19 protein-coding genes are annotated in these 21849 nt (G+C 60.9%); 12 read left to right on the top strand and 7 right to left on the bottom strand.

Annotated elements, in window-relative coordinates; translation table 11 throughout:
- Positions 1-124 precede the first annotated feature (124 nt).
- The 3 genes from K0V07_RS06725 to K0V07_RS06715 all read right to left on the bottom strand — a co-directional run bounded on the left by K0V07_RS06725 (position 125) and on the right by K0V07_RS06715 (position 3721).
- Entirely contained in the window at positions 125-919 is a 795-nt protein-coding gene (locus K0V07_RS06725) for a hypothetical protein (RefSeq protein ID WP_220623772.1), read from the bottom strand.
- 162 nt (positions 920-1081) lie between these two features.
- Positions 1082-2281, bottom strand: a complete 1200-nt coding sequence (gene hpnH, locus K0V07_RS06720) for an adenosyl-hopene transferase HpnH (RefSeq protein WP_220623771.1) — start codon at positions 2279-2281, stop codon at positions 1082-1084.
- 249 nt (positions 2282-2530) lie between these two features.
- Positions 2531-3721 (bottom strand): KamA family radical SAM protein, encoded by a 1191-nt coding sequence (locus tag K0V07_RS06715; protein WP_220623770.1) that lies wholly within the window; start codon positions 3719-3721, stop codon positions 2531-2533.
- A 132-nt stretch (positions 3722-3853) separates the two neighbouring features.
- Here K0V07_RS06715 and K0V07_RS06710 point away from each other — a divergent pair, with 132 nt between their 5' ends.
- The 3 genes from K0V07_RS06710 to carA all read left to right on the top strand — a co-directional run bounded on the left by K0V07_RS06710 (position 3854) and on the right by carA (position 6149).
- Complete coding sequence (locus K0V07_RS06710) at positions 3854-4186, top strand: metalloregulator ArsR/SmtB family transcription factor (RefSeq protein ID WP_220623769.1); 333 nt, start codon at positions 3854-3856, stop codon at positions 4184-4186.
- Positions 4187-4420: 234 nt separating this feature from the next.
- Positions 4421-4885 (top strand): response regulator, encoded by a 465-nt coding sequence (locus K0V07_RS06705; protein ID WP_220623768.1) that lies wholly within the window; start codon positions 4421-4423, stop codon positions 4883-4885.
- Positions 4886-4991: 106 nt separating this feature from the next.
- On the top strand, positions 4992-6149 hold the full coding sequence (gene carA / locus K0V07_RS06700) for a glutamine-hydrolyzing carbamoyl-phosphate synthase small subunit (protein ID WP_220623767.1): 1158 nt from the start codon (positions 4992-4994) through the stop codon (positions 6147-6149).
- 258 nt (positions 6150-6407) lie between these two features.
- Here the strand turns inward: carA and K0V07_RS06695 are convergent, their stop codons facing one another.
- Complete coding sequence (locus K0V07_RS06695; protein ID WP_220623766.1) at positions 6408-8600, bottom strand: ammonia-forming cytochrome c nitrite reductase subunit c552; 2193 nt, start codon at positions 8598-8600, stop codon at positions 6408-6410.
- A 149-nt stretch (positions 8601-8749) separates the two neighbouring features.
- Between K0V07_RS06695 and htpG the strand changes: the two genes are divergently transcribed.
- Positions 8750-10627 carry a molecular chaperone HtpG gene (gene htpG / locus K0V07_RS06690; RefSeq protein WP_220623765.1) on the top strand — a complete coding sequence of 626 codons (1878 nt, stop codon included), beginning with the start codon at positions 8750-8752 and terminating at the stop codon, positions 10625-10627.
- A gap of 125 nt (positions 10628-10752) precedes the next feature.
- Positions 10753-11238: a hypothetical protein gene (locus tag K0V07_RS06685; protein WP_220623764.1), complete on the top strand. Its 486-nt coding sequence runs from the start codon at positions 10753-10755 to the stop codon at positions 11236-11238.
- Positions 11239-11247: 9 nt separating this feature from the next.
- On the opposite strand, the gene K0V07_RS06680 is transcribed toward K0V07_RS06685, so the two are convergent.
- A complete protein-coding gene (locus tag K0V07_RS06680) occupies positions 11248-12231 on the bottom strand; it encodes a glycosyltransferase family 4 protein (RefSeq protein ID WP_220623763.1) in 984 nt (327 codons plus the stop codon).
- Between the two features lie 126 nt (positions 12232-12357).
- On the opposite strand from K0V07_RS06680, the gene K0V07_RS06675 reads away from it, so the two are divergent.
- The 4 genes from K0V07_RS06675 to ppk1 all read left to right on the top strand — a co-directional run bounded on the left by K0V07_RS06675 (position 12358) and on the right by ppk1 (position 16586).
- Positions 12358-13725: an NAD-dependent succinate-semialdehyde dehydrogenase gene (locus K0V07_RS06675; protein WP_220623762.1), complete on the top strand. Its 1368-nt coding sequence runs from the start codon at positions 12358-12360 to the stop codon at positions 13723-13725.
- Positions 13726-13806: 81 nt separating this feature from the next.
- The gene (locus K0V07_RS06670) at positions 13807-14025 is read left to right on the top strand and encodes a hypothetical protein (protein WP_220623761.1); all 219 of its coding nucleotides are present in this window, start codon (positions 13807-13809) and stop codon (positions 14023-14025) included.
- Positions 14022-14393 carry a YkvA family protein gene (locus K0V07_RS06665; RefSeq protein WP_220623760.1) on the top strand — a complete coding sequence of 124 codons (372 nt, stop codon included), beginning with the start codon at positions 14022-14024 and terminating at the stop codon, positions 14391-14393. Before K0V07_RS06670 ends, K0V07_RS06665 begins: the two co-directional genes overlap by 4 nt.
- A gap of 3 nt (positions 14394-14396) precedes the next feature.
- Positions 14397-16586 (top strand): polyphosphate kinase 1, encoded by a 2190-nt coding sequence (ppk1, locus tag K0V07_RS06660; RefSeq protein WP_220623759.1) that lies wholly within the window; start codon positions 14397-14399, stop codon positions 16584-16586.
- Positions 16587-16604: 18 nt separating this feature from the next.
- Here the strand turns inward: ppk1 and K0V07_RS06655 are convergent, their stop codons facing one another.
- Positions 16605-17291 carry a hypothetical protein gene (locus tag K0V07_RS06655; RefSeq protein WP_220623758.1) on the bottom strand — a complete coding sequence of 229 codons (687 nt, stop codon included), beginning with the start codon at positions 17289-17291 and terminating at the stop codon, positions 16605-16607.
- A 177-nt stretch (positions 17292-17468) separates the two neighbouring features.
- On the opposite strand from K0V07_RS06655, the gene K0V07_RS06650 reads away from it, so the two are divergent.
- The 3 genes from K0V07_RS06650 to K0V07_RS06640 all read left to right on the top strand — a co-directional run bounded on the left by K0V07_RS06650 (position 17469) and on the right by K0V07_RS06640 (position 20836).
- Positions 17469-18446, top strand: a complete 978-nt coding sequence (locus tag K0V07_RS06650) for an HAD family hydrolase (protein WP_220623757.1) — start codon at positions 17469-17471, stop codon at positions 18444-18446.
- Between the two features lie 61 nt (positions 18447-18507).
- Positions 18508-19122, top strand: a complete 615-nt coding sequence (locus K0V07_RS06645; protein ID WP_220623756.1) for a nitroreductase family protein — start codon at positions 18508-18510, stop codon at positions 19120-19122.
- Positions 19123-19300: 178 nt separating this feature from the next.
- On the top strand, positions 19301-20836 hold the full coding sequence (locus K0V07_RS06640) for a sialate O-acetylesterase (RefSeq protein ID WP_220623755.1): 1536 nt from the start codon (positions 19301-19303) through the stop codon (positions 20834-20836).
- A gap of 102 nt (positions 20837-20938) precedes the next feature.
- Here the strand turns inward: K0V07_RS06640 and K0V07_RS06635 are convergent, their stop codons facing one another.
- Entirely contained in the window at positions 20939-21676 is a 738-nt protein-coding gene (locus tag K0V07_RS06635) for a 16S rRNA (uracil(1498)-N(3))-methyltransferase (protein WP_220623754.1), read from the bottom strand.
- Between the last annotated feature and the right edge of the window lie 173 nt (positions 21677-21849).

The following is a 21849-nucleotide window of genomic DNA, read 5'->3' as shown; positions in this document are numbered from 1 at the left end:
ACAGGATGAACCTCAATGACGATTAAAGACTCGTGCGCAGCATGAGTCTTTAATCGAAAGTGCAGGCTTTGCCTGCCGCGGGTCTGGGGCGCGGAGCCCCAGAAAAAGACTCCGCCCGGGCCTGCTACTTCAACTCGAGCGGGGAGGTCAGGTCAAAGGACAGGATAGCGCCCTGCTGGTAGACGACCTGCTCGGGTTTGCGGAGCACACCGCTGACGGCGCTGGTGGCCATCCCGGCCAAGGCGTCATTGCCAACATTGTCATCATCGGCAATCGCGCCCCAAGTCGCCCCGGTGGCAGCGCCCTTGGCGGCCTCGCCGATCATCCCCTGCCCGCGCCGGCTCTCCGACTGAGCACTGGTGCTGATCGCATACTGCTGGCTGCCCACGGTGATGCGGGTCAGTGTAAAGCTCAGCGAGGCGTTACGGCCCAGCACGCGGCGAGCCTGTCGCACCTCGACCACCTTGCCCTCCACCTTGGAGCCTGCCGGGGCGACGACTTTGTCGCCGATGGTGAGCGGGGATACCAGCGTACCCGTAAAGACCTGCCCCTCCTGCGCGTTTTTCGAGTCCAGCTCCTGACCGAGGGAAACCACCAGCGGCGTACCCGCCTGAATCGTGCCCGAGGCAGCCGAGCTGGATGACGAAGTATCCACGCTGGTGCTCTCGCTCACCGGCACAGCCGAATCCGCAGCAACGGCACTGCTCGTAGTCACAGGCCCGCTTCCACCAAAGGTGATGGCCGCAACCTGCGAGACCGGGAAGGTCTTGATGTCCGAACCGATTTCAAAGCGTACGCTGGCGATGGTGCCACCGGCGTAGGTGCCGTTGTGAACCGTGCCGTCGCGCAGCTGGAGCATGTCCGCTGACGCCGACGAGGCGAGAAGTGCGATGAGAGAGAGCGAGAGGAGAGATTTCATGGCCCTAACTACACGTTATAACCGTCCGTAAGTCGAGTGTGGACTCGTAACTGGGGCCTATCCCGCTGCCCGATGGGGAAGAACTGATTTGCCCCCTGACTTGGGGCACAAAAAAAGCCGGGCACGAGGCCCGGCTCTGAAAAGATGTATGAAGCGGATAGCTTACACTTCGCGCTGCACCTGACGGGTAGCGCGGTTGGCGGCGACATTCTCCAGCAGCTCGTCACGCACGGTGGCGGGCTCCTTAGAGGAGGAGCAGCAGGAGCTGGCCCCGCAGGACTCCTCACGCTTCTTGGCGTCAGCACGCAGCTGTGCGTAGAGGCGTTCCTCGTCGTCGGTGAAGGTAACCGGCTTGTGCATGCCCTTGTTGGCCTTCCACATGCGGATCGCACCACCGAGGGAGAAGCTGTCGTCCACGGCGCTGGCTTCGTAGCCACAGTGGACCATGCAGTCCTTACAGCGCTCGTCCGTGCCGTGCTGACCGAAGCGCTTCCACTCGGTCGTTTCCATCAGCTGCTTAAAGGTCTTGGTGTAGCCGTCGCCGAGCAGGTAGCAGGGCTTCTGCCAGCCGAAGACGTTGTACGTCGGGTTACCCCAGGGGGTGCAGTCGTAATCGATGTCACCCTTGAGGAAGGCCAGGAAGTTCGGGCTGTGGTTAAAGCGCCATTCCTTCTTGGCACCGCCGAGGATCTTCTTGAAGAGGACCTTGGTGCGGTCGCGCTCGAGGAAGATTTCCTGATCCGGGGCCTTTTCGTAGGGGTAACCGGGCGAGGTCATCATGCTCTCGACGCCGACCTCCATCATGAGGTCGAAAAATTCGTGGACGCGCTCGGGGTTGGCGTTGTTGAACAGCGTGGTGTTCGTGGTCACGCGGAAGCCCATGTCCACGGCCTTCTTGATCGCCTTCAGGGCGGTGTCAAAGGTGCCGTCGCGGCTGACAGAGCGGTCGTGCTCTTCCTTCAGCCCGTCCATGTGCACGGAGAAGGTGAGCTGCTTGTGCGGCTTGAACTTCTTGAGCGCGCGCTCCAGCAGGAGGGCGTTCGTGCAGAGGTAAATGTAGCGGCCCTGCTTAATCAGGCCCTCGACGATCTGGTCCATCTCCGGATGGATGAGCGGCTCGCCCCCGGCGATGGAGACGATCGGCGCGCCACACTCCTCAGCCGCAGCCAAGGCCTTTTCGGCGGAAACGCGCTTCTTCAGAATGTGCTCCGGGAACTGGATCTTACCGCAGCCCTCGCAGGCGAGGTTGCAGCGGAACAGCGGTTCGAGCATGAGGACCAGCGGGTAGCGTTTGCGACCACGCATTTTCTGGCCGAGCACATAAGTGGCCACGGTCCAGGCTTGTGAAAACGGAACTGCCATAAGCGGGTGAAGGTGTCGTCGATCAGAGCTGCTGTCAAGTGCGATTAGGACGCCTTGCAGGGGCTCAAAATGTCTGGTTTAGGTCAGAAAGGCCCGCACAACGGGCCATATGCAATCAGGTTAAGGTGAGAACAATGCGCAACAAGTGGCCAGACGCAAACACAAACTTGAGAGGCCAGGCGGGTTGCACCCGCAGGCATTAAGGGGCTTGCCCCTACGGCACTGCGTGCCTACCCCGTGCGCGGTCACTCACCCTTCGCAGCCGTAGCCGACCTCGTCCGGGTAGGAGCCGGAGGCCACGGGGACGCCGTTGACCAGCGGGTACTTGTAGGTCTTGCCCTGGAAGTTGCGCAGGACGACCTCCGAGTCGGTGATCTTCTGCACATACTCGGGGTTGACCGGGACCTTGCCGCCGCCGCCGGGGGCGTCGATCACGTACTGAGGCACCGCGTAGCCGGTAGTGTGGCCACGCAGTTGCTGGATCAGCTCAATGCCCTTGCGGACGTCGGTACGCAGGTGAGCGCTGCCCGTGATCAGGTCGCACTGGTAAAGGTAATACGGGCGCACGCGCATCATGAGCAGGCGGTGCACGAGGCTCTTCATCGTCTCCAGGTTGTCGTTTACCCCCTTGAGCAGGACGCTCTGGTTGCCGATTGGCACACCGGCGTAGGCCAGCCGCTCCGTCGCCTGACGCAACTCCTCGGTGCACTCGCGCGGGTGGTTGACGTGGATACTCATCCAGATCGGCCCGTGCTTTTTCAGAGTTTCACAAAGCTCGGGCGTGATGCGCTGCGGCAAAAAGACCGGGATGCGTGAGCCGATGCGGATGAACTCCACATGCGGGATGGCCCGCAGGCGGCCCAGCAGGTAGTCGAGTTTCCGCTCGGAGAGGAGCAGCGGGTCCCCTCCGGAGAGGAGCACGTCGCGCACCTCGGGGTGATCCTCGATGTACTTGAGCCCGGACTCGAACTCCGGGTGGAAATTGTAGTCCTGCGCGTTGGAAACCAGCCGCGAGCGCGTGCAGTAGCGGCAATAAGAGGCGCAGCGGTCCGTAACCAGAAACAGCACGCGGTCCGGATAGCGGTGCACGATGCCCTTGACGGCCATGCTCCCCTCCTCGCCGACGGGGTCGAGCAGCTCCTCGGCCGAGGTCTCCATCTCCTCCTCGCGGGGGATGATCTGGCGGCGGATCGGGCAGTCCGGGTCATCCCGGTCGATGAGGTTGAAAAAGTAAGGCGTGATGGCCAGGGCGAGCTTACGCCCCGAGAAGTAACAACCCGCGCGCTCCTGCGGCGAGAGCTCCAGGTACTGCTCGACCTGCTCGACCGTCGTGAGGCGGTTCTTCAGTTGCCACTTCCAGTTTTTCCAGTCACTGGCGGGGACATGACTCCAAAGCCCCTGGCCTTGGAACCACTGTTGGGTTTTGTCCTGAGGGTACATGTATTAACGTGAGAGGAGGATCATATAAACTCATCTTCCCAAAAAATGCAACCACCATTTTAAATATTTAAAAACTTCAATATATTTGCCTTGTATAAAACCGACGCTTGAATTCAATGTTTCATACAGGCCATGAGCACGCTCCCTACGATTAAGACCCAGGAAGAACTCGCCCGACAACTGTGGGCGGTGGGGGATATCGTGCGCCTGCAAATCCTGGACCTGCTACCCATGAGCCCGGACTGCAAGCACGTCAGCAACGTCTCGCAGCTGGCCGAAAAGCTCAACCTCTCCCAGCCCACCGTCTCGCACCACCTGCGCGTCCTGCGGCAGGCGGGCATCGTCGAGTACCGCAAGATGTGCCGCGACGTGTACTACTGGAAAAATGCCGACGAGGCGCACGCCTTGGCCGAATCCCTACGCCGCGTCCTCATTGAGGACGGCGAACTCCCCTCGGAAAAGTAGCGGACTGGCAGTTGCCCAGGCGGGGCCGCACTTCCAGTTTTATAGGGCCGTTCGGCGGTAACCAGGCGATCGGCAAAAAGTTATTCACCGCCTAGCCGTCCTAACTAAGGCGTTACCCTTGGGCCGCTCCGGGCTATCGCCCCCTGAGCTGCATGAATGATTGTCATAAATAATCAAAATACAGTGCGCAGCGGATGGACTTTCCCCGGATGCCGCTTTAGACTCCCGTTAGCCATGGAAGCACTGTTCGCTAGGCCTCGCTCTGCTCCCACCAGAGCGAAGAAAACACACGCGGCTCGCCCAGAGGGCCGCACCCGCCCGCGTATTCTGATAGCCCAGGACGGCTTTATCGGACAGCACCGGGCGATCCAGCGACTAAGCCAGGCAGGATACGAAATCGAACTGGCTCACAGCGGCGTCGAGGTGATGAACGCCGTGCGTGACCACGATTACGACCTCGTCCTGATGGATGTCGAACTGCCTGACCTCAATGGGGTTATCGCAGCCCGAACTATCCGCATGAACTGGAGGGACCACGCCCCGCGCCTTGTCGGGCGCTCGCGTTCGCCCTTCCCGGAAGACTACCAGACGATCAAAGAACAAGGAGATATGGATGCGTGCATCTCCTGTAAACTCCCGGAACAGGAGCTGCTCGCTCTCATCGCCGACTGCCTGAAAGACACCCCCGCCGCCGTTTGACACCCCATCGAAAGAGCCGGTACAGGACTCCGCAATCGCCGATTGCGGGCGGAAAAGTGTTTTTTTATTTGCCCCCAGGTGAGGCTGGCATTTCTTTGGTCCGCTAATGGGCACCTCACGTAGCGGTATTCTCGCCTTGGAAGATGGCAGCGTCTTCCGGGGTAAAGCATTTGGCGCGGCCAAGACCGTCGTCGGCGAAGCGGTCTTTAACACGTCGATGACGGGTTATCAGGAGATCCTCACCGATCCCTCCTACTATGCGCAGATCGTCACCATGACGGCCTCGCAGATCGGTAACTACGGGATCAACCCCGAGGACGAGGAGTCCGACGGCCCGAAGGTTTCCGGCTTTGTCGTGCGCGACCTCTCCCCTGTCTCCAGCAACTGGCGCAGCACCCTGTCCCTGCCCGAGTACCTGGAAAAGAACCTTATCCCCGGTCTGTCGGGCGTCGACACGCGGGCCATCACCAAGCGCCTGCGTGTAGCCGGTGCCATGAAGGCCTGCCTGAGCACGGAAGAACTCTCCGACGAGGAAGCCGTGCGCCGCGCCAAGGAATGGCCCGGCCTGGTCGGCGTGGACTATGTCAAGGAAGTCACCTGCAAGGACCCCTACGACTTCGACCCGGACGGCTCCCTGAGCGAACCTTTTAAAATCACCGGCACCACGCTCAACCACTTTACGCGCCCGGAAAAGACCTTCAAGGTCGCGGCCTTCGACTTCGGGGCCAAGCACTCGATCTTCAAGCGTCTGCACAACCACGGCTTCGATGTGTACGTGGTGCCCGCCACCGCCAGCCCGGAGCAGGTTCGTGAGCTGGCCCCCGACGCCCTCTTCCTCAGTAATGGACCCGGTGACCCCTCCGCTGTCACCTACGCCCACCAGAGCATTTCCAAGCTGATGCAGGATTACCCGACCTTCGGGATCTGCCTCGGCCACCAGATCATCACTCACGCTCTCGGCGCCAAGACCTTCAAGCTGAAGTTCGGCCATCGTGGCGGAAACCAACCGGTCAAGAACATCGAAACCGGCCAGGTCTCCATCACTTCGCAGAACCACGGCTTTGCCTCGACGCGTGCCGAAATCGAAAAGTGCGGCGGCGTCGTGACCGAGCTTAACCTCAATGACGACACCGTCGAGGGCCTGCGCCACAAGGAGCTGCCGATCTTCAGCGTACAGTACCACCCGGAGGCCGCCCCCGGCCCCAACGACGCCGACCCGCTCTTCACGCAGTTCTACGAGATGGTCGCCAAGGTCAAGGCCTAGGCCCAAGGACAGAGTCCTTGACCTGTGATCCTTCGATCACTTTGGCATTTTCAGGAGAAAATGCCATGCGCAGTGCATACGTACCGGGACAGCTAATGGGTCTCCAAAGGGTGGCGACCCAGTTATGATGTTTGTCATCTCAGCGATTACCGCAATGAGCGAAACTCATTGCGGTAATCGCTGACACGATGCGCAGCATCGAAAGTGCAGGCTTTGGCTGCCGCGGGTGCGGGGTGCGTAGCCCCGCTCTCTCCCCATCTACCTTCCGCCATTTGCGAGCTGACGCTCGACGATGGCGCGGGTCTGCTGCCAGCCGGGGTCGTTAGCGTAGGCGGGAGCGGCCTTTTCCAGCGCGTAGGCGGCTTTCTGCCACTGGCCAATCTTGGTGCGGGCCAGGGCGAGGTTATACCAGGCGCGGTAAAAGTGCGGGTCGAGGGAAACGGCGTTCTCCAGCAGCGGAATCGCCTCTTCGAGCTGCCCCTGTCCTGCATAGAGCAGCGCCAGCGAGTAGTGCAGTAGCGCGACTTCGGGTGCTTTATCAAGCGCCTGCTGCAGCAGTTGCTCGGCAGCGGCATTATCGCCCATCATACTGTACATGACCGCTCCCTGACGCAGGATTTCCGGGGAGGCAGAGTCGAGCGCCACCGCCTGCCGGATGAGTTGCTTGGCCTGCGCGGTGTCACCCTCGCGGATTTTCTGGTCGGCCAGCATAAAGGCCCCCATCACGCGATCAGACTGAAACTCCAGATAAGCCTGCCACTCCTGTGCCGCCTCGGCATCAGGAACGGATTGCCCCCAGCCTGCGTAAGCCTGCTCGGCGGCGATGCGAACGTTACGGGACGGGTCCTTCAGGCGCGGGGCGATCACAGGCTCCGCCTGGGGCAAACGGGAGAGACCACCCACGGCCCGCGCGCGAACCATCGAGCTGTCATCCTCCAACGCTTTTTCCAGATAGGCCAGCACATCAGCTTGCGGCACGTAGTAGCCAAGCAGCCCGGTGTAGGTGGCTCGCCAGGCGTGGTTGGGCTCGTCCGCTGCGAGCTGTAGCAGCGACTGGGCTGCGGCGGGCTCACCGGCGTACGCGGCAGCCAGTGTGCGGGCGCGCTGGCGCTGCAGCTTGTTTGCAAGTTTATCCCCGTACCATTTTTCAGCCCATTCGACGGCCCACTCGGTCGATTCTTCGGTGTGGCAGCGCTGGCAGGCATTGGGGATGCCCAGCTCAGCGGTCATGAGCGGATCGGGCGAGAGAAAGCCGTGGTCGCGGCGTGGGTCGCGCTGCATGTAGGTCGTCTGCGGCATGTGGCACTCGACGCAACTGTTACCCATGCTGCCGGGGGCATGGTGACCGTGCGCGACCGTGTCGATGATCTTCGCCCCGTCCAGCCCGGTACTATGGCAGCGCATACACAGGCTATTGTCCGCGATGGGCAGAATCGTCTTGCCGGAGTGCGGGTTGTGGCAGTCCAGACAGGTGACCCCGGCGTGGCCCATCGGGCTCATCAGGAAGGACGCGTAAACGTAGTCCTCGTCGAGAATCTGCCCATCCGGGTGATAGAGGCCCGGTTGATCCGGCAGCGCCAGCGCGAAGTGCTGGTGGTAAATATCGCCCGGCTTAAAGGTGTCGGGTGTCAACTGATCTCTGCGCGAGTGGCACGAGGCGCAGTTCTCCATCGCCCGGCGCGCGCTGAGGGTCTTGACCGGTGGAGCGTAGTCCGGGCCAGCAGCGGCCACGTGCTCCTCCATCCCCGTATGGCACTGCATGCAGGATACGCCCTGCTCCAGCCATGTCGTGTGGTAGCTGTCGCTTTGCCAATCAAAGTTTTTCTGGTACTCGGTCATGTGGCACCAGGCACAGTTGGCGTTCCAGTTCATCCCCTGCCCCGCCCAGTGGCCCCACTCACCACTGTGGCGCTCGTCCCCTTTAAACACATCAAACCACTCGTCGGCAGCCGGATCATAGGCGACGCTCGTACTCTGCCAGCGCCCACCGGGCAGACGGGCCAGGTACTGGCGCAGCGGGATGACCGCGATCACACCCTCCAGCGCATAGCGCTCAGCGTCACCGCCGTCATCCGGCTGGACCTTCATCCAGAATTTCCCATCAGCCAGCGTAAATCCAAAGGTCTCGCCCGGCACGGCAATCTCGCGCGGCGGGTCAAAGGCAGGGGCATCCAGCGCGACCGAGACCGGGCGGTTCGCGTGCGCGTGGTCGCTCGGCAGCCAATCCTGAAAAGCATCCTCATGGCAGGCCCGGCACGCCTGCGCGCTGAACTGCTCATGGCGCTCCGGAAAAAACGTGATCGGAAAAGCCGCCGTCCCCTCAACCCCTGTCGCCGTCGTCAATACCGGCGGTGCCTCCTCGCGGTGCAGGCGGGAGAAAATGCCCCAGCCAGCACCGACCACAGCAAGCGCCCCCAGTCCGATTAGCAGAAGTCGAGTCGAGTCCTTCAATGAACAAACATGCTTATGATCCGCACCCGTGAGTCAAGGACCGTTCATCTCAGGCCTGGGATGTGAGACAGTCAGCGACAACTCCGGCTTGACCCGCGCCGGGGTTCCCCCACATCTTTAAGGTTTTTCCTTTTAACGAAGTACCAGTCATGTCCAACCAAGCTCCCGAAACCCACGAATTCCAGGCCGAGGTCAAGCAAGTCCTCGATATCGTCGTCCACTCGCTCTACACGGACAAGGATATCTTCGTCCGCGAACTCGTCTCCAACGCCTCTGATGCGCTGGAAAAGCTGCGCCACACTCAGTTGACCGAGAAAGACATCTACGACGATAACCTCGGGCTCGAAGTCAACCTCACCACCGACGATGCCGCCGGGACCCTTACGATCCAGGACTTCGGTATCGGCATGACCCGCGAAGAGCTGGTCGAAAACCTCGGCACCATCGCCCACTCCGGCTCCAAGGCATTCCTCCAGGCCATCAAGGAAAACGGCGGCATGAACGAGAACCTGATCGGTCAGTTCGGCGTCGGCTTCTACAGCGTCTTCATGGTCGCCAAGGAGGTAAAGGTCTTCACGCACACCTGGAAGAAAGACGGCGAGGGCCTGTGCTGGACCTCCGACGGCTCCGGTAAGTACACCATCGAGCCCTCCGAGGGGCAGCGCCGCGGCACGAAGATCGTCATCACCCTTCAGGAAGAGTACAAGGAGTTCGCCCAGAACGACCGCGTGAAGGATATCCTCGAGCGCTACTCCAGCTTCATCGAGTTCCCGGTCAACCTCAACGGCGAGAAGGTCAACACCACGCAGGCCGTCTGGCTCAAGAACAAGAACGATGTATCCGAAGACGAATACAAGGAGTTCTACAAGTTTCAGGCCAAGGCCTTTGACGAGCCGATGGACTGGATGCACTTTTCGGCGGACGCGCCGCTGGCCGTCAACGCGCTGATCTACGTCCCCGGCTCAAACCCCGAGCTGCTCGGCTTCGGGCGCACCGAGCCCGCCGTGGCCCTGCACTGCCGTAAGATCCTCATCGATCCCGAGCCGCCGGAGCTCCTGCCCGAGTGGCTGCGCTTCCTCAAGGGCGTAGTCGACTCCGCCGATTTGCCGCTGAATATTTCCCGCGAGTCCATGCAGGACAGCTCGCTGGTCAAGCGCCTGGGCGAAGTCATCACCAAGCGCTTCATCAAGCACCTCGGGGAGGTTTCCCGCAAGGACGCCGAGAAGTTCGAAAAGATCTGGCGCACCTTTGGCGTGTTTATCAAGGAAGGTGTCGCCACGGACATGACGCACCGCGACAAGCTCTCCGAGCTGCTGCGCTTCGAGTCCTCCGAGACCGAGCCGGGTAAGCTCACCAGCCTGCAGGCCTATGTGGACCGCATGAAGGAAGACCAGAAGGCGATCTACTTCCTCGCCGGTCCCAGCCGCAAGGCCATCGAATCCGGCCCGTACCTGGAGGCTTTCAAGGCCCGCTCGCTGGAGGTCATTTACTGCCTGGAGCCGATCGACGACTTCGTCATGCAGCACCTGCGCGTGTTCAAGGAAAAGGAGCTGACCAGCGCCGACCAGGATGAGCTCGACCTCGGCGACACCACCAAGGAAGCCGAAGGCGAAGAACTGGCCAAAGAACAGCTCGACGCCCTCTGCGCATGGTTGAAAGAAACCCTCGGTGAAGACCGCGTGAAGGAAGTCAGCGCGGGCAAGCGCCTCGTGGACAGCCCCGCCCTCGCCCTCAACGCCGACAAGATGATGACCTCGCACATGCGCCGCATGATGAAGGCCATGGCTCAGGCTCGCGGCGAGGACGCTGGTGCGGACATGCCCACCCTCGTCAACCTCGAGCTCAACCCGCGCCACGGCCTGATCAAGCACCTCGCCGAACTCAAGGACAAGGACGCCGACACCGCGAAACTGGTAGCCGAGCAGGTCTACGACAATGCGCTCATCTCCGCCGGTATGCTGGAGGACCCGCGCGCCATGATCAACCGCCTCCACCAGCTTCTGGAAAAGGTCGGCTCTAAGGCGTAAAAGCCGCAACGCATTTACCACTCAAGCCCGCGCAGGAAGCCCTCCTGCGCGGGCTTTTTTTATGCGCCGGGTCCCGGCTATTTATTCAGGCTTTCCCCCTGCGATAAATACGTTATCCTATCCCCATGAGATACATCGCTGCCGCCATCCTCGCCCTGTACGCCCTCTCCCCTCTGACCGGCTACGGAGAAATCATTGAGGTGCAGGACGTCTCGACGCCCCCCAATCAGCTGGCCACCAACCGACTGCCGGACGCATTAAGCCAAAGCATCAACGCCTACACACGCGGTGGAAGCGGATCGGCCATCACCGTCCTGACCAATGCCACGCCCATCGTAAGCAACAAAAAGAATTTCGCAGCGACGATGAGGTCGGAATTCAGTGTGGCGGAAAAACTCTTTGGAATTCTCCTCAAGGTGGAGCCTATTTTCGTCCGCCACATCTCGGTAAGCTACCGCCAATACTACGTCCTATATGGCTACCGTGACGGCGTGCTGTTCGCCCGCTACGACTTTTACCGCTCGGATAATGACGACTACCTCGTCGACTGCGCCTTTTCCCGCGACCCGGACAAAATCCTGCCACCACTCAGCGAGAACGTGGAGTACTGACGCGACCGACTACTTCGCGATTCCCTCAAACACTTCCACATAGCGGCGGGCGATAGCCTCGGCGGTATGCTTGGCGAGATGATCGGGAGCGTGAGCGAGGAGGCTCTGGCGGCGGGCCGGGTTGGCGAGCAGGTCGCGCAGCAGCGGGCGCATGGCACCGGCGTTGTTATTCGGGAAGGTCACTCCGCACGGCCCGGCTGCATCGGGCAGCCCGCCCCCGGCCGAGACCACGGGCACGCAGCCGCAGGCGATCCCCTCCAGTGCGACGATCCCGAAGGGCTCGTTCCAGCGCGAGGGCACGGCGAGGAGTTTGTGCTGGTTCAATAGCGTAACCAGCTCAGGGCCGGACTTCATCCCGGTAAAAATAATATCACGCCCCTCTGCGCGGGCTTCGAGCGTGGCGCGGGCAGGCCCATCACCGATGATGGTGCAGCTTACGTCCAATCCCTCCAGCGCGTCGATGAGCAGGTCCGCCCCTTTATCCGAGACGAGCCGCCCGAGAAAGACCACGTCGCGCTCCTTCGGGATATCCTCGTCGCGGCGGAACAACTCGTCCCGGTACGGATTCCCGATAATGATCGATTTGCCGGGCAGGGCCTCGGCGATAGCGCGGCTGATGGCGACATTATGGACCCGCGTGGAGGCGAGCTTTTTTATAACATCCTGCCACCCGATGCGCCCTGACGGACGCATGAGCCAGGTCTGGTGCGTGACCACCGTCGGCGTGCCTTTGAGCAGAGCCGAGCCGAGTGTTTTCAGGCTGATGTTGTTTTGCCAGAAAACATCGCACCACCCCAGCAGCGACTTAAGCTCCGCTCGGTCGGGCTGACGGTGGACGGCATAGGGAAACTCATCCGGCGCACCTGAGGGTGTCAGCGTGACGAGCTTCACCTCGTGACCGAGCTTTAGAAAAGCCTCCGCCAGCATGGCCGAAACGGCCTCGATCCCGCCCACGCAGGGATGAAAGACATGGGAGCCGACGAGGATGCGCATCGTAGAGTCATTGCCTCATGTGCGTGAGATCGAGTCAATCCGCATTTACCGGGACGTACTTGATCTTTGCGCCGGGTTACGGCATGATAGATACCCTCGCAACCTGCAACCTCCCCGACTCCTACCATGCCTCTGCAAACGCTCAACCCCGCAACCGGCGAACTTTTACGCGAATACCCGGAGATGGAACTGCCCGAGATCCTCTCCATCCTCGAAAAGGTCCAGGAGGACTTTGGCCCGTGGAGCAGGCGACCCGTGGCGAAACGTGCCGCACGCTTCAAGCGCGTGGCCGAGATCCTGCGTACGGAGAAGAAGGCCTTCGCTGCCGTGATGACGAAGGAGATGGGCAAGCCGATAAAGGAGGCTGTCTCCGAGATCGAGAAATGCGCCTGGTTGTGCGAATACTACGTCGAGAAAGGCCCGGAGTTCCTCGCTGACCAGTCGATCGAGACCGAGGCCTCGGAGAGCTTCGTCACCTTTCAGCCACTGGGGATCGTGCTCGCCGTCATGCCTTGGAACTTCCCCTTCTGGCAGGTCTTTCGCGCCGCCGTCCCGGCGCTGATCGCGGGTAACGCCGTCGTCCTCAAGCACGCCTCCAACGTCCCCGAGTGTGCCCTGACCATCGAGGCGATTTTCCAGCGGGCTGGCTTTCCGCTAAATATTTTCCGCACCCTGATGGTCACCTCCGCCAACGCCGCGGTGATCGTCGCCCACCCCTATGTACAGGGCGTCACGCTGACCGGCTCCGAGGAGGCGGGAAAAAAGATTGCCGCACAGGCCGGTACGCAGCTGAAGAAAACCGTCCTGGAGCTGGGCGGGTCGGACGCCTACCTCGTGCTCGCCGACGCCGATCTGGAGCTGGCCGCGAAGACCTGCGCAGCCTCCCGCATGATCAACGGCGGCCAGACCTGCATCAGCGCCAAGCGCTTCATTGTCGTCGAGCGGGTGCGGGCGGAGTTTGAAAAAGCCGTCGTCGAGGCCATGCGCGACTACGCGATGGGGGACCCCAAGCAACCGGATACCAAGCTCGGCCCGATGGCTCGCACGGACCTGCGCGACGAGCTGCACGGGCAAGTCCAGCGTTGCCTGAACGAGGGGGCCACCCTCCTGCTCGGCGGCGAAGTCCCCGACAAGCCCGGCGCGTGGTACCCGGCCACCGTCCTCACGGACGTGAAGCCCGGCATGCCCGCCTACTCGGACGAGCTCTTCGGCCCGGCGGCCGCGATCATCCCGGTCAAGGACGAGGCCGAGGGCATCGCCGTGGCCAACGACACCCGCTTCGGGCTCGGCGCGGCGGTCTTCACGCAAGACATCGTGGAGGGCCGCAAGATCGCCCGCGAGGAGCTGCACGCGGGCGCAGTGGCGGTCAACGACTTCGTCCGCAGCGACCCGCGCCTGCCCTTCGGCGGCATCAAGGCCAGCGGCTACGGCCGCGAGCTGGCAAACTTCGGCATCCACGAGTTTGTGAACATCAAGACCGTGGTGGTGAAGTAAGGAATAAAATTTTGCCACAGAGGCACAGAGGACACAGAGCACTTGTCTAGCAGCATCACACGTACTTCTTATTCAAAACCCATGGACCCCAACCATCCTTCTGTTAAACTCCTCAAGCGGGCCATCGTAGCGCCCATTCCGCTGGCACTGTTTTTCATGCTCCCCGTTTTCGTGATCCCCGAAGAGGTGACAAAGCCAACCTTCATGCCGATGTTCATCGGTGCGGTGGCCGTCCTGTTCGTTTCCATTATTAACTACAGCTATTTCAAGAAGGCCATCCGCGACACCGCCCAGAAATGACCGACGATTTCCAGCAGCACTATTCCGAGAGCGGTTTCTGGGACAAGGTCCAGAAGTTCTCGAAGCAGATCGGGCGTGAGGTCTTGGAAAAGGCGCTCGTGCTCTACTACACCGGCATCGACGAGAAAACGCCCAAATGGGCCAAGACGGTCTTGTTCACGGCGCTCGGATACCTCATTCTCCCCCTAGACACGATCCCGGACATCACGCCGGGCGTGGGCTTCGCCGACGACACCGCCGCCCTGCTGGCCGCGGCCGCCAGCGTGGCCAGCTGCATTTCCGAGAAACACCGCCAGCAGGCGAAACAGAAGATCAAAACCTGGTTTAAAGCCACCTCCACTTCCAATCCCCCCGACGAAAACACCTGACCCATGGCCGCACCGACTCCTCCGCGTAAACGACCCGCCCGCAAAACCGCCACCGCCACCTCGAAGGCTCCGCGCACTCCCAAAGGCAAGGCCAAGTACCCGTATTTCAACCGTGAGCTGAGCTGGCTGGCCTTTAACCGCCGGGTGCTCGATCTGGCTGCCTCACCGACTCAGCCCCTGCTGGAGCGGTTAAAGTTCCTGTCCATTGTCAGCTCGAACCTGGACGAGTTTTTCGAGATCCGCGTAGCCGGGCTCGTGCAGCAGGTCGAGAGCGGCGTGATCGAGGTCGGGCTCGACGGGCTCGGCCCGAAGGAACAGCTCCGGCGCATCCACAGCATCACCGGCAGCCTCGTCTCCGACCAGTACGCCTGCTGGCACCAGCAGCTCGTGCCCGAGATGAAAAAGGAGGGCATCGTCTTCAAGACGCGCGACGAGCTAACCCGCAAGGAAAAGCTGTGGCTGGCCAAGTACTTCGAGCAGGAGGTGTACCCGGTGCTCACGCCGATGGCGATTGACCCGGCCCACCCCTTCCCGCAGCTCGTTAACAAATCCCTCAACATCCTCGTCAGCCTGAAGGAGCCGCGCACCCGCCGACACCCGCCCAAGATGGCGATCGTGCCGGTCCCGCGCATCCTGCCTCGCGTGGTGCACATCGACCCCAAGGACAAGGGCCCGCAGACCTACATCTTCCTCAGCGACGTCATAAAGCTCCACTACGACCAGCTCTTTCCCGGCTTCAAGGTGCTCGGCGCGTGGGCCTTCCGCATCACCCGCAACAGCGACCTCTACATCGACGAGGAAGAAGTCGAAAACCTGCTCAAGCAAATCGAGGAGGAACTCCACAAGCTCCGCAAGGGCGACCCGGTACGCCTTGAGATCGAGAACGAGGTGGACGACGCCATGCTCCACCAGCTCACGAAGGCCATTGACCTGCCCTCGGATTTTATCGTACGCATCGACGGGCCGATCAACCTGATGCGCCTGATGAGCGTCTATGGCATGATCGAGCGCCCCGACCTCAAGGACGCCTCCTTCCAGCCGAACATCCCGGCCGACCTCTCGCAGCCCGATAAACTCTTCGCGAATATCCGGCAGGCTGACTTTCTCCTGCACCACCCGTACGACTCCTTTAACCCGGTGGTGGACTTTCTGCGTGAAGCCGGGCGCGACCCGCAGGTCTTCGCCATCAAGCAGACCCTTTACCGCACGAGCGGGGACTCCCCCATCATCGAGGCGCTCAAGCAGGCCTCGGAAAACGGCAAGCAAGTCACCGCTCTGGTCGAGCTCAAGGCACGCTTCGACGAGGCCAACAACATCCAGTGGGCACGCGAGCTGGAGGAGGTCGGCGTCCATGTCGTCTATGGACTGGTCGGCCTGAAAACCCACTGCAAGTGCTGCCTGGTCGTGCGCCGTGAAGCCGACGGGCTCCGCCGCTACGTGCACCTGGGCACCGGCAACTACAACCCGAAGACCGCCCGCCTTTACACCGACCTGAGCTACTTCACCGCCAAGGAGCACATCACCTCCGAGGTGGCCGACCTCTTTAACACCTTGACGGGCTTCTCCCGGTCGCCGCACTTCAAGAACCTTTTGGTCGCCCCCTTTAACCTGCACTCAGGCATGCAGGCGCTCATCCAGCGCGAAACCCGCAACGCCAAGGCCGGCAAGCCCGCCCGCATCATCGCCAAGACCAACAGCCTGATCGAAAAGGAAACCATCGACAACCTCTACGCCGCCTCGCAGGCAGGGGTAAAGATCGAGCTGATCGTGCGCGGCATCTGTGGCCTCGTCCCCGGCGTCAAAGGCTTGAGTGAAAACATCACCGTACGCAGCATCCTCGGGCGCTATCTGGAGCATAGCCGCATCTATTACTTTGAAAACGCAGGCGGCAAGCCGGAGATATTCCTCGGCAGTGCCGACTGGATGCCCCGCAATTTCTTCCGCCGCATCGAGTGTGTATTCCCCGTCGAGGACGACGAACTGCGGCGCGAAATCACCGAGGATATCCTGACGGCTTTCCTCAAGGACAGCACGGCCACCCTCCTCCAGGCCAATGGTGCCTACCGCCCGCAGCCCGGCTCGAAAAACGCCCCCGCCTATTCCTCCCAGCAGGACTTTATGCTCCAGGCCGACGAGCGACGTTCACACAACGAGAGGATTCAGCGCGAGAACAGCCAGCACCAGACCGACTAGCGGATAGACGAGGTACCCCTAGCGCTTGGCTTTGGGCAGCTCGAAGAAGAAACCCAATATCCCGGCGTTGAGGTCAGCCTCGAGGACACGGGTCTGGGACAGAAGCTTTCCCTCGTAGGTGTTCTCGATTTTAAAGGGGATCATAAACCCCTCCACGCGACGATAGTCTCCAAAGGTCGTCACCAGAGGCGGATCATTTTCGCTCGGGCGAAAAGACCTCTGCACCTCCAGATAGGTCGAGCTGTCGATGTAGACATCGATCAGCCCACCATGCTCGGCTCCATACAACAGGATATGAAAAACCGGATTGGGCTGGTCAGGTAAGTCTATCAGTCCCTGTAATTCCGTCCGGTACCCCAATGCAGATGCCCCGAGCAGAACACCGTCAAAGGAGGCTTCATGCTGCAGGAGCAGCTCCTGTGTACCGCCTGCGACCTCTACCGGGCGGTCTGCCTCATCCGGTGACCAGAAGTAGCCATGCGAGCCGTCATAGATGATGACAAAGCTGCGCTCCTTGTAGTCGATTTCGTAGCGGAGCAGATCTGGAGATTTTTTATAGAGCGTAAAGCGGTAGGTCTGCCCCTGCTGCTCGGTCTCCCCCTTCAGGCGCAGCGTATCGGCGCTGTATATTTTTGCGATATCGGCCTGGGCACGTCTGTGTTTACGAAGGATGCTAGTCAGGCTGACATTCTCCGTATTCGCCATGAGAGGCGCACATAAACATACGATCAATAACAGGAAACAGGGGTATCTGGTATGCATGAACTGGATACAGAAACTAGCGCATGCCCATAGGCTCGCCAAGCGCGTTTTGCCCACCCGCCTAAATTTAGGCTTCTCTCACCAGCCCGGACGGCCTACTTTATGCTGCACATGCTCCCCATGCATCATCTCCGGTTAGCAGTCACGGTCACTCTGGTCGTCTTTCTCTCGGGTGCCGGGCACTTGTACGGCTTTCGCAATCTCTCACGCCAGAGCCTGGACCCGCTCCCCAGCTGGAAAGACAACGCCACCAAGACCCTCATCCTCGATTTTCTGAAGAACGCGGACAACCCGACAAACCCCGGGTTTATCCCGCTGGAGGACCGGATTGCTGCTCTTGATCTGGACGGCACACTGATGGTCGAGAAGGTTCAGCCGACCCAGGTGGAGTTCGCGCTGACCGAGCTGCGCAGGCAGGCAGAGGAGGATCCTTCCCTCAAAGAGAAGCAGCCCTGGAAGGCGGCTCTCGAAAATGACCAGACCTACATTCGCGAGAACAAATCGGAGATTCTCCTCAAGTCCGTGGAGGGCATGAGCCTGGAGGAGTTTCGCCAATCAGCCGCTGAATTTCTGAAAGCCGGACGGCACCCCCGCTACGGCATCCCCTACAAGGACCTCCTCTACAAACCCATGCTGGAGCTGGTTGATGCCCTGCGTGAGCACGGCTTTATGGTGTATCTGGTCTCCGGCACCCAGACAGAGTTCATCCGCGCCCTGCAGGCCCAAACCCTGCGCAATATTCAGCCTCGCGAGATCATCGGCAGCCGGGTGGCTATCGATTTCGATGCTGAGGGGCCGCACTTTATTCAGGGTACGTACTTCCGCGAGCCTGACAACTGGCTGACCGGCAAGGCTGAGAACATCCGCGAGTATCTGGGCAAAGGCCCGGTCTTCGTCGCCGGTAATTCCATGGCCGACTACGAGATGCTGATCTACGCCGACCACTCGCCCCATCACAATCTCTGCCTCATCATCAACCACGATGACGACAGCCGCGAGTACACCTATCAGGACAAGGAACTGATGGACCTGGCGAAGAAATTCGACTGGACGGTCGTCAGCATCAAAGACGACTGGACCAGTATCTTGGGCGAGTAGCACCCGGTAAAAAACTGCGCCCCCCGCTTTACTCCGGCGGCGGGAGGGATAAATTTTCAGGATGAACACTGTGAATCCTGAACGTACGGCAAATCCTGGCCACCCGGTCCTCGATGTCGTCAAGGAACGCTATAGCCCGTATATTTTCAGCGGAGACCCCGTTGAAAAGGACAAGCTACTCTCCTGCCTTGAGGCTGCCCGCTGGGCTGCTTCCGGCTTCAACGAGCAGCCTTGGCGCTACATTGTCGCGGATCGTGGCGATACCGAAGCCTGGAAGAAGGCTCTCTCCTGCCTGGTCGAGGCCAACCAGGCCTGGGCAAAGAATGCCGGTGTCCTGATCCTCGCCTGCGCGAAGAAGACATTTACGTATAACGGTTCGCCCAACCCGACTTATTTCCACGATCTCGGGCTCGCTGGCGCCAATTTCACGCTGCAGGCCCAGTCACTGGGGCTGCACGTGCACATGATGGCCGGCATTGACGCCGATGCCATCCGCACCCGTTACGAAGTGCCGGAAGACTATGAGCCGCACACGGCCATCGCTCTTGGCTATGCCGACAAGCCCGAGAATGGCGACCCGGAACTCGCCGAGCGCGATCAGGGCCCCCGCGAGCGCAAGCCGCTTGAGGAGTGGGTATTCGGAACGAGTTGGGGCCAAAGCTCGCCCTCTCTCTGACCGGAAGCCGTTCAGGCAGTTAAGCACTACGCACGCTTTGCCGGATGCCGCGGTCGGTTAGCACAACCGGCCGCGCACCGGACAGAGGACGTAGCGGTACCAGGCAAGGCCGAGGAATAACCGCTTGTGTTATTTTAAGGATTTACGCCTGCGGCAGGACTTGAGAAAATCAGGTCTTATGTCCTGCTTAAAAACCCGTACCCTCCTTTTACTAACGCTCGCCGCTGGTACACTCAGTGCCCAGGCCGATGTCAGCGTCTCCGCGATGTTCGGCGACCATATGGTCTTCCAGCGCGAGCAGGCCAACCCTGTCTGGGGTAAAGCCGATCCCGGTGAGAAAATCGCCGTTTCCATTAACGGTCAGACAAAGACCACCGAGGCCGACGCAGACGGCGACTGGATGGTGAAGATCGACGCACTGCCCACCGGCGGCCCCTACGAGCTGACCATCAAGGGCAACAACACCCTCACCTTCACCGACGTACTCAGCGGTGAAGTCTGGGTCTGCTCCGGCCAGTCAAACATGCAGTGGCCGCTCGAGCGCACCGACTTCGCCGAGCTGGAGCTCGCCTCCGCCAACTACCCGCAGATTCGCCTGATGACCGTAAACAGCCCGGCCACACAGAAGCCGCAGTTTACCTTTAACAACGAATGGCAGGTCTGCACCCCCGAGAGCGTGAAGTCTTTCTCGGCGGTGGGCTATCTGTTCGGCAAGCGCCTCTACAACACCCTGCACGTGCCGGTCGGACTGATCGACAATGCCTGGGGCGGCTCCGCTCTGGAAGCCTGGCTCCCGCGTGAGAAATTCGATGTGGACGAGTTCCACACCCAGTTCCTGAAGAATTACGACGAGAAGGTCGCGAACTACACCGACGAAAACCGCAAGCAGGATCTCGCCAAGTGGGAAGACGAAACCGCTGAATGGAAGGCCAATGGCTCCAAGGGCCGTGCTCCCCGCAAGCCGAGTGACCCTCGCTACAACCAGCACCGCCCAGCCAACCTCTACAACGGCCGTATCGCCCCCATCCTCGGCTACGGGATTCGCGGCGTCATCTGGTACCAAGGGGAAACCAATGGCAGCCGCGGCTACCAGTATCGCACTTCATTCCCGCTCATGATTGAGACCTGGCGCGATGCCTGGGGCCAGGGGGACTTCCCCTTCTACTGGGTGCAGCTCGCTGACTACAAAGACGAGTCCGACGAACCCGGTAGCAGCGGCTGGGCTGAACTGCGCGAAGCCCAAACCCTTACCCTCTCCCTCCCCAACACCGGGCAGGCTGTCATCGTTGACGTCGGCGAAGGGCGCGACATCCACCCGCGTAACAAGCAGGTCGTCGCCAACCGCCTTGCGCTGCTCGCACTGACCAAGGATTACGGGTATGACTTCGCAGCCGAGAGCCCGCTCTATGATTCCATGGAGGTCAAGGGCAACAAGGTCGTCCTCACCTTCGACAACATCGACCAGGGGCTATACACCTTCGACGTGAACGAGCCGATCGGGTTCGCTATCGCCGGCGAGGACCAGAAGTTCGTCTGGGCCGATGCCAAGATCACCGGCAAGGACACCATCGAGGTCTGGAGCAAAGACGTCCCCAACCCCGTCGCCGTACGCTATGCCTGGGCCAACAACCCAGTCTGCAATGTGCAAGACCGCAACGGCCTGCCGCTGACACCCTTCCGGACTGACGACTGGAAGATCACCAGCCAAAAGTAGTCGGCACGCACATACACACCCTTTCCAAGGCCGGGCATCATGCCCGGCTTTTTTGTGCCATGGGCAGACCGAGAAGCAGCCACGAAATGAGAGAAATCCGCCTCAGGCGCAATCCGCAGCCGCGTCCATCACACTCAGAGCGTAGAGGGCGGCAGTCTCGGCCCTGAGGACATGTCGAGCGAGCGAGACAGGCCGATAGCCTGCCTCCCGTAAAAGGGTATACTCGCCGGGCGAAAAATCTCCCTCCGGGCCGATGGCAATCTCCCACGGCCCGGACACTTCCCCGGCATTCCTTAAGGCTTGAGCGAGGGGAACGGTCCCCTCTTCCAGCGAAGCCACCAGCCGCGTCCCCGCGGGTAAGTTAACAGCCTCCGACAGCGACACCGGCTCAGCCAGCTCTGGCAGCCGCAGGTTACCCGACTGCTTGCAGGCTTCCACTGCCACAGCCCGCCAGTGCTCGAGCTTGGACTCCACCCGCCCACCTTTGAGCTTCACCTCGCAGTGCTCGGTGGCCACAGGGCGAATGGCTGACACCCCCAGCTGCGTCGCCTGCCGGACAATCTCATCAAAGGCCTTCCCCTTGACCAGAGCCAGGGTCAGAACCAATGTCCGCGCGGGCATGGGAACATCCTCGCGGGCATGGACTTGCGCAGTGGCGCGACGGGATTCCACGGCGGACAGACTGGCCTGCCAGGCCGTCCCCATTCCGTCAAAAAGCGTGACGGCGTCCCCTACCCGAGCCCGCAGCACACGCACCAGATGATGCGCCTCGGAGGCAGGCAGATCGACCGCCCCCTGATCCGGAGCTCCCTCGGGTAAATAGACACGAAATCCGCTCATATCCCGTAGCTAAACGGCTCCTTCCGGCCTTGGCAAACCTCGGCTCAAACCGGAATTTTATAAAAAAGAAACACCGCCCAGCCGGACGGTGTCTCTTTAACCTAAATGCAAACTACAAACTAGACTGAAACTATACGCTGCAACTTCAAATCTTGAGGGGTTGCAATAAGTAA

This window comes from Ruficoccus sp. ZRK36 (assembly GCF_019603315.1).
Lineage (GTDB): Bacteria > Verrucomicrobiota > Verrucomicrobiia > Opitutales > Cerasicoccaceae > Ruficoccus.
This window is presented reverse-complemented; position numbering and strand designations above follow the sequence as displayed.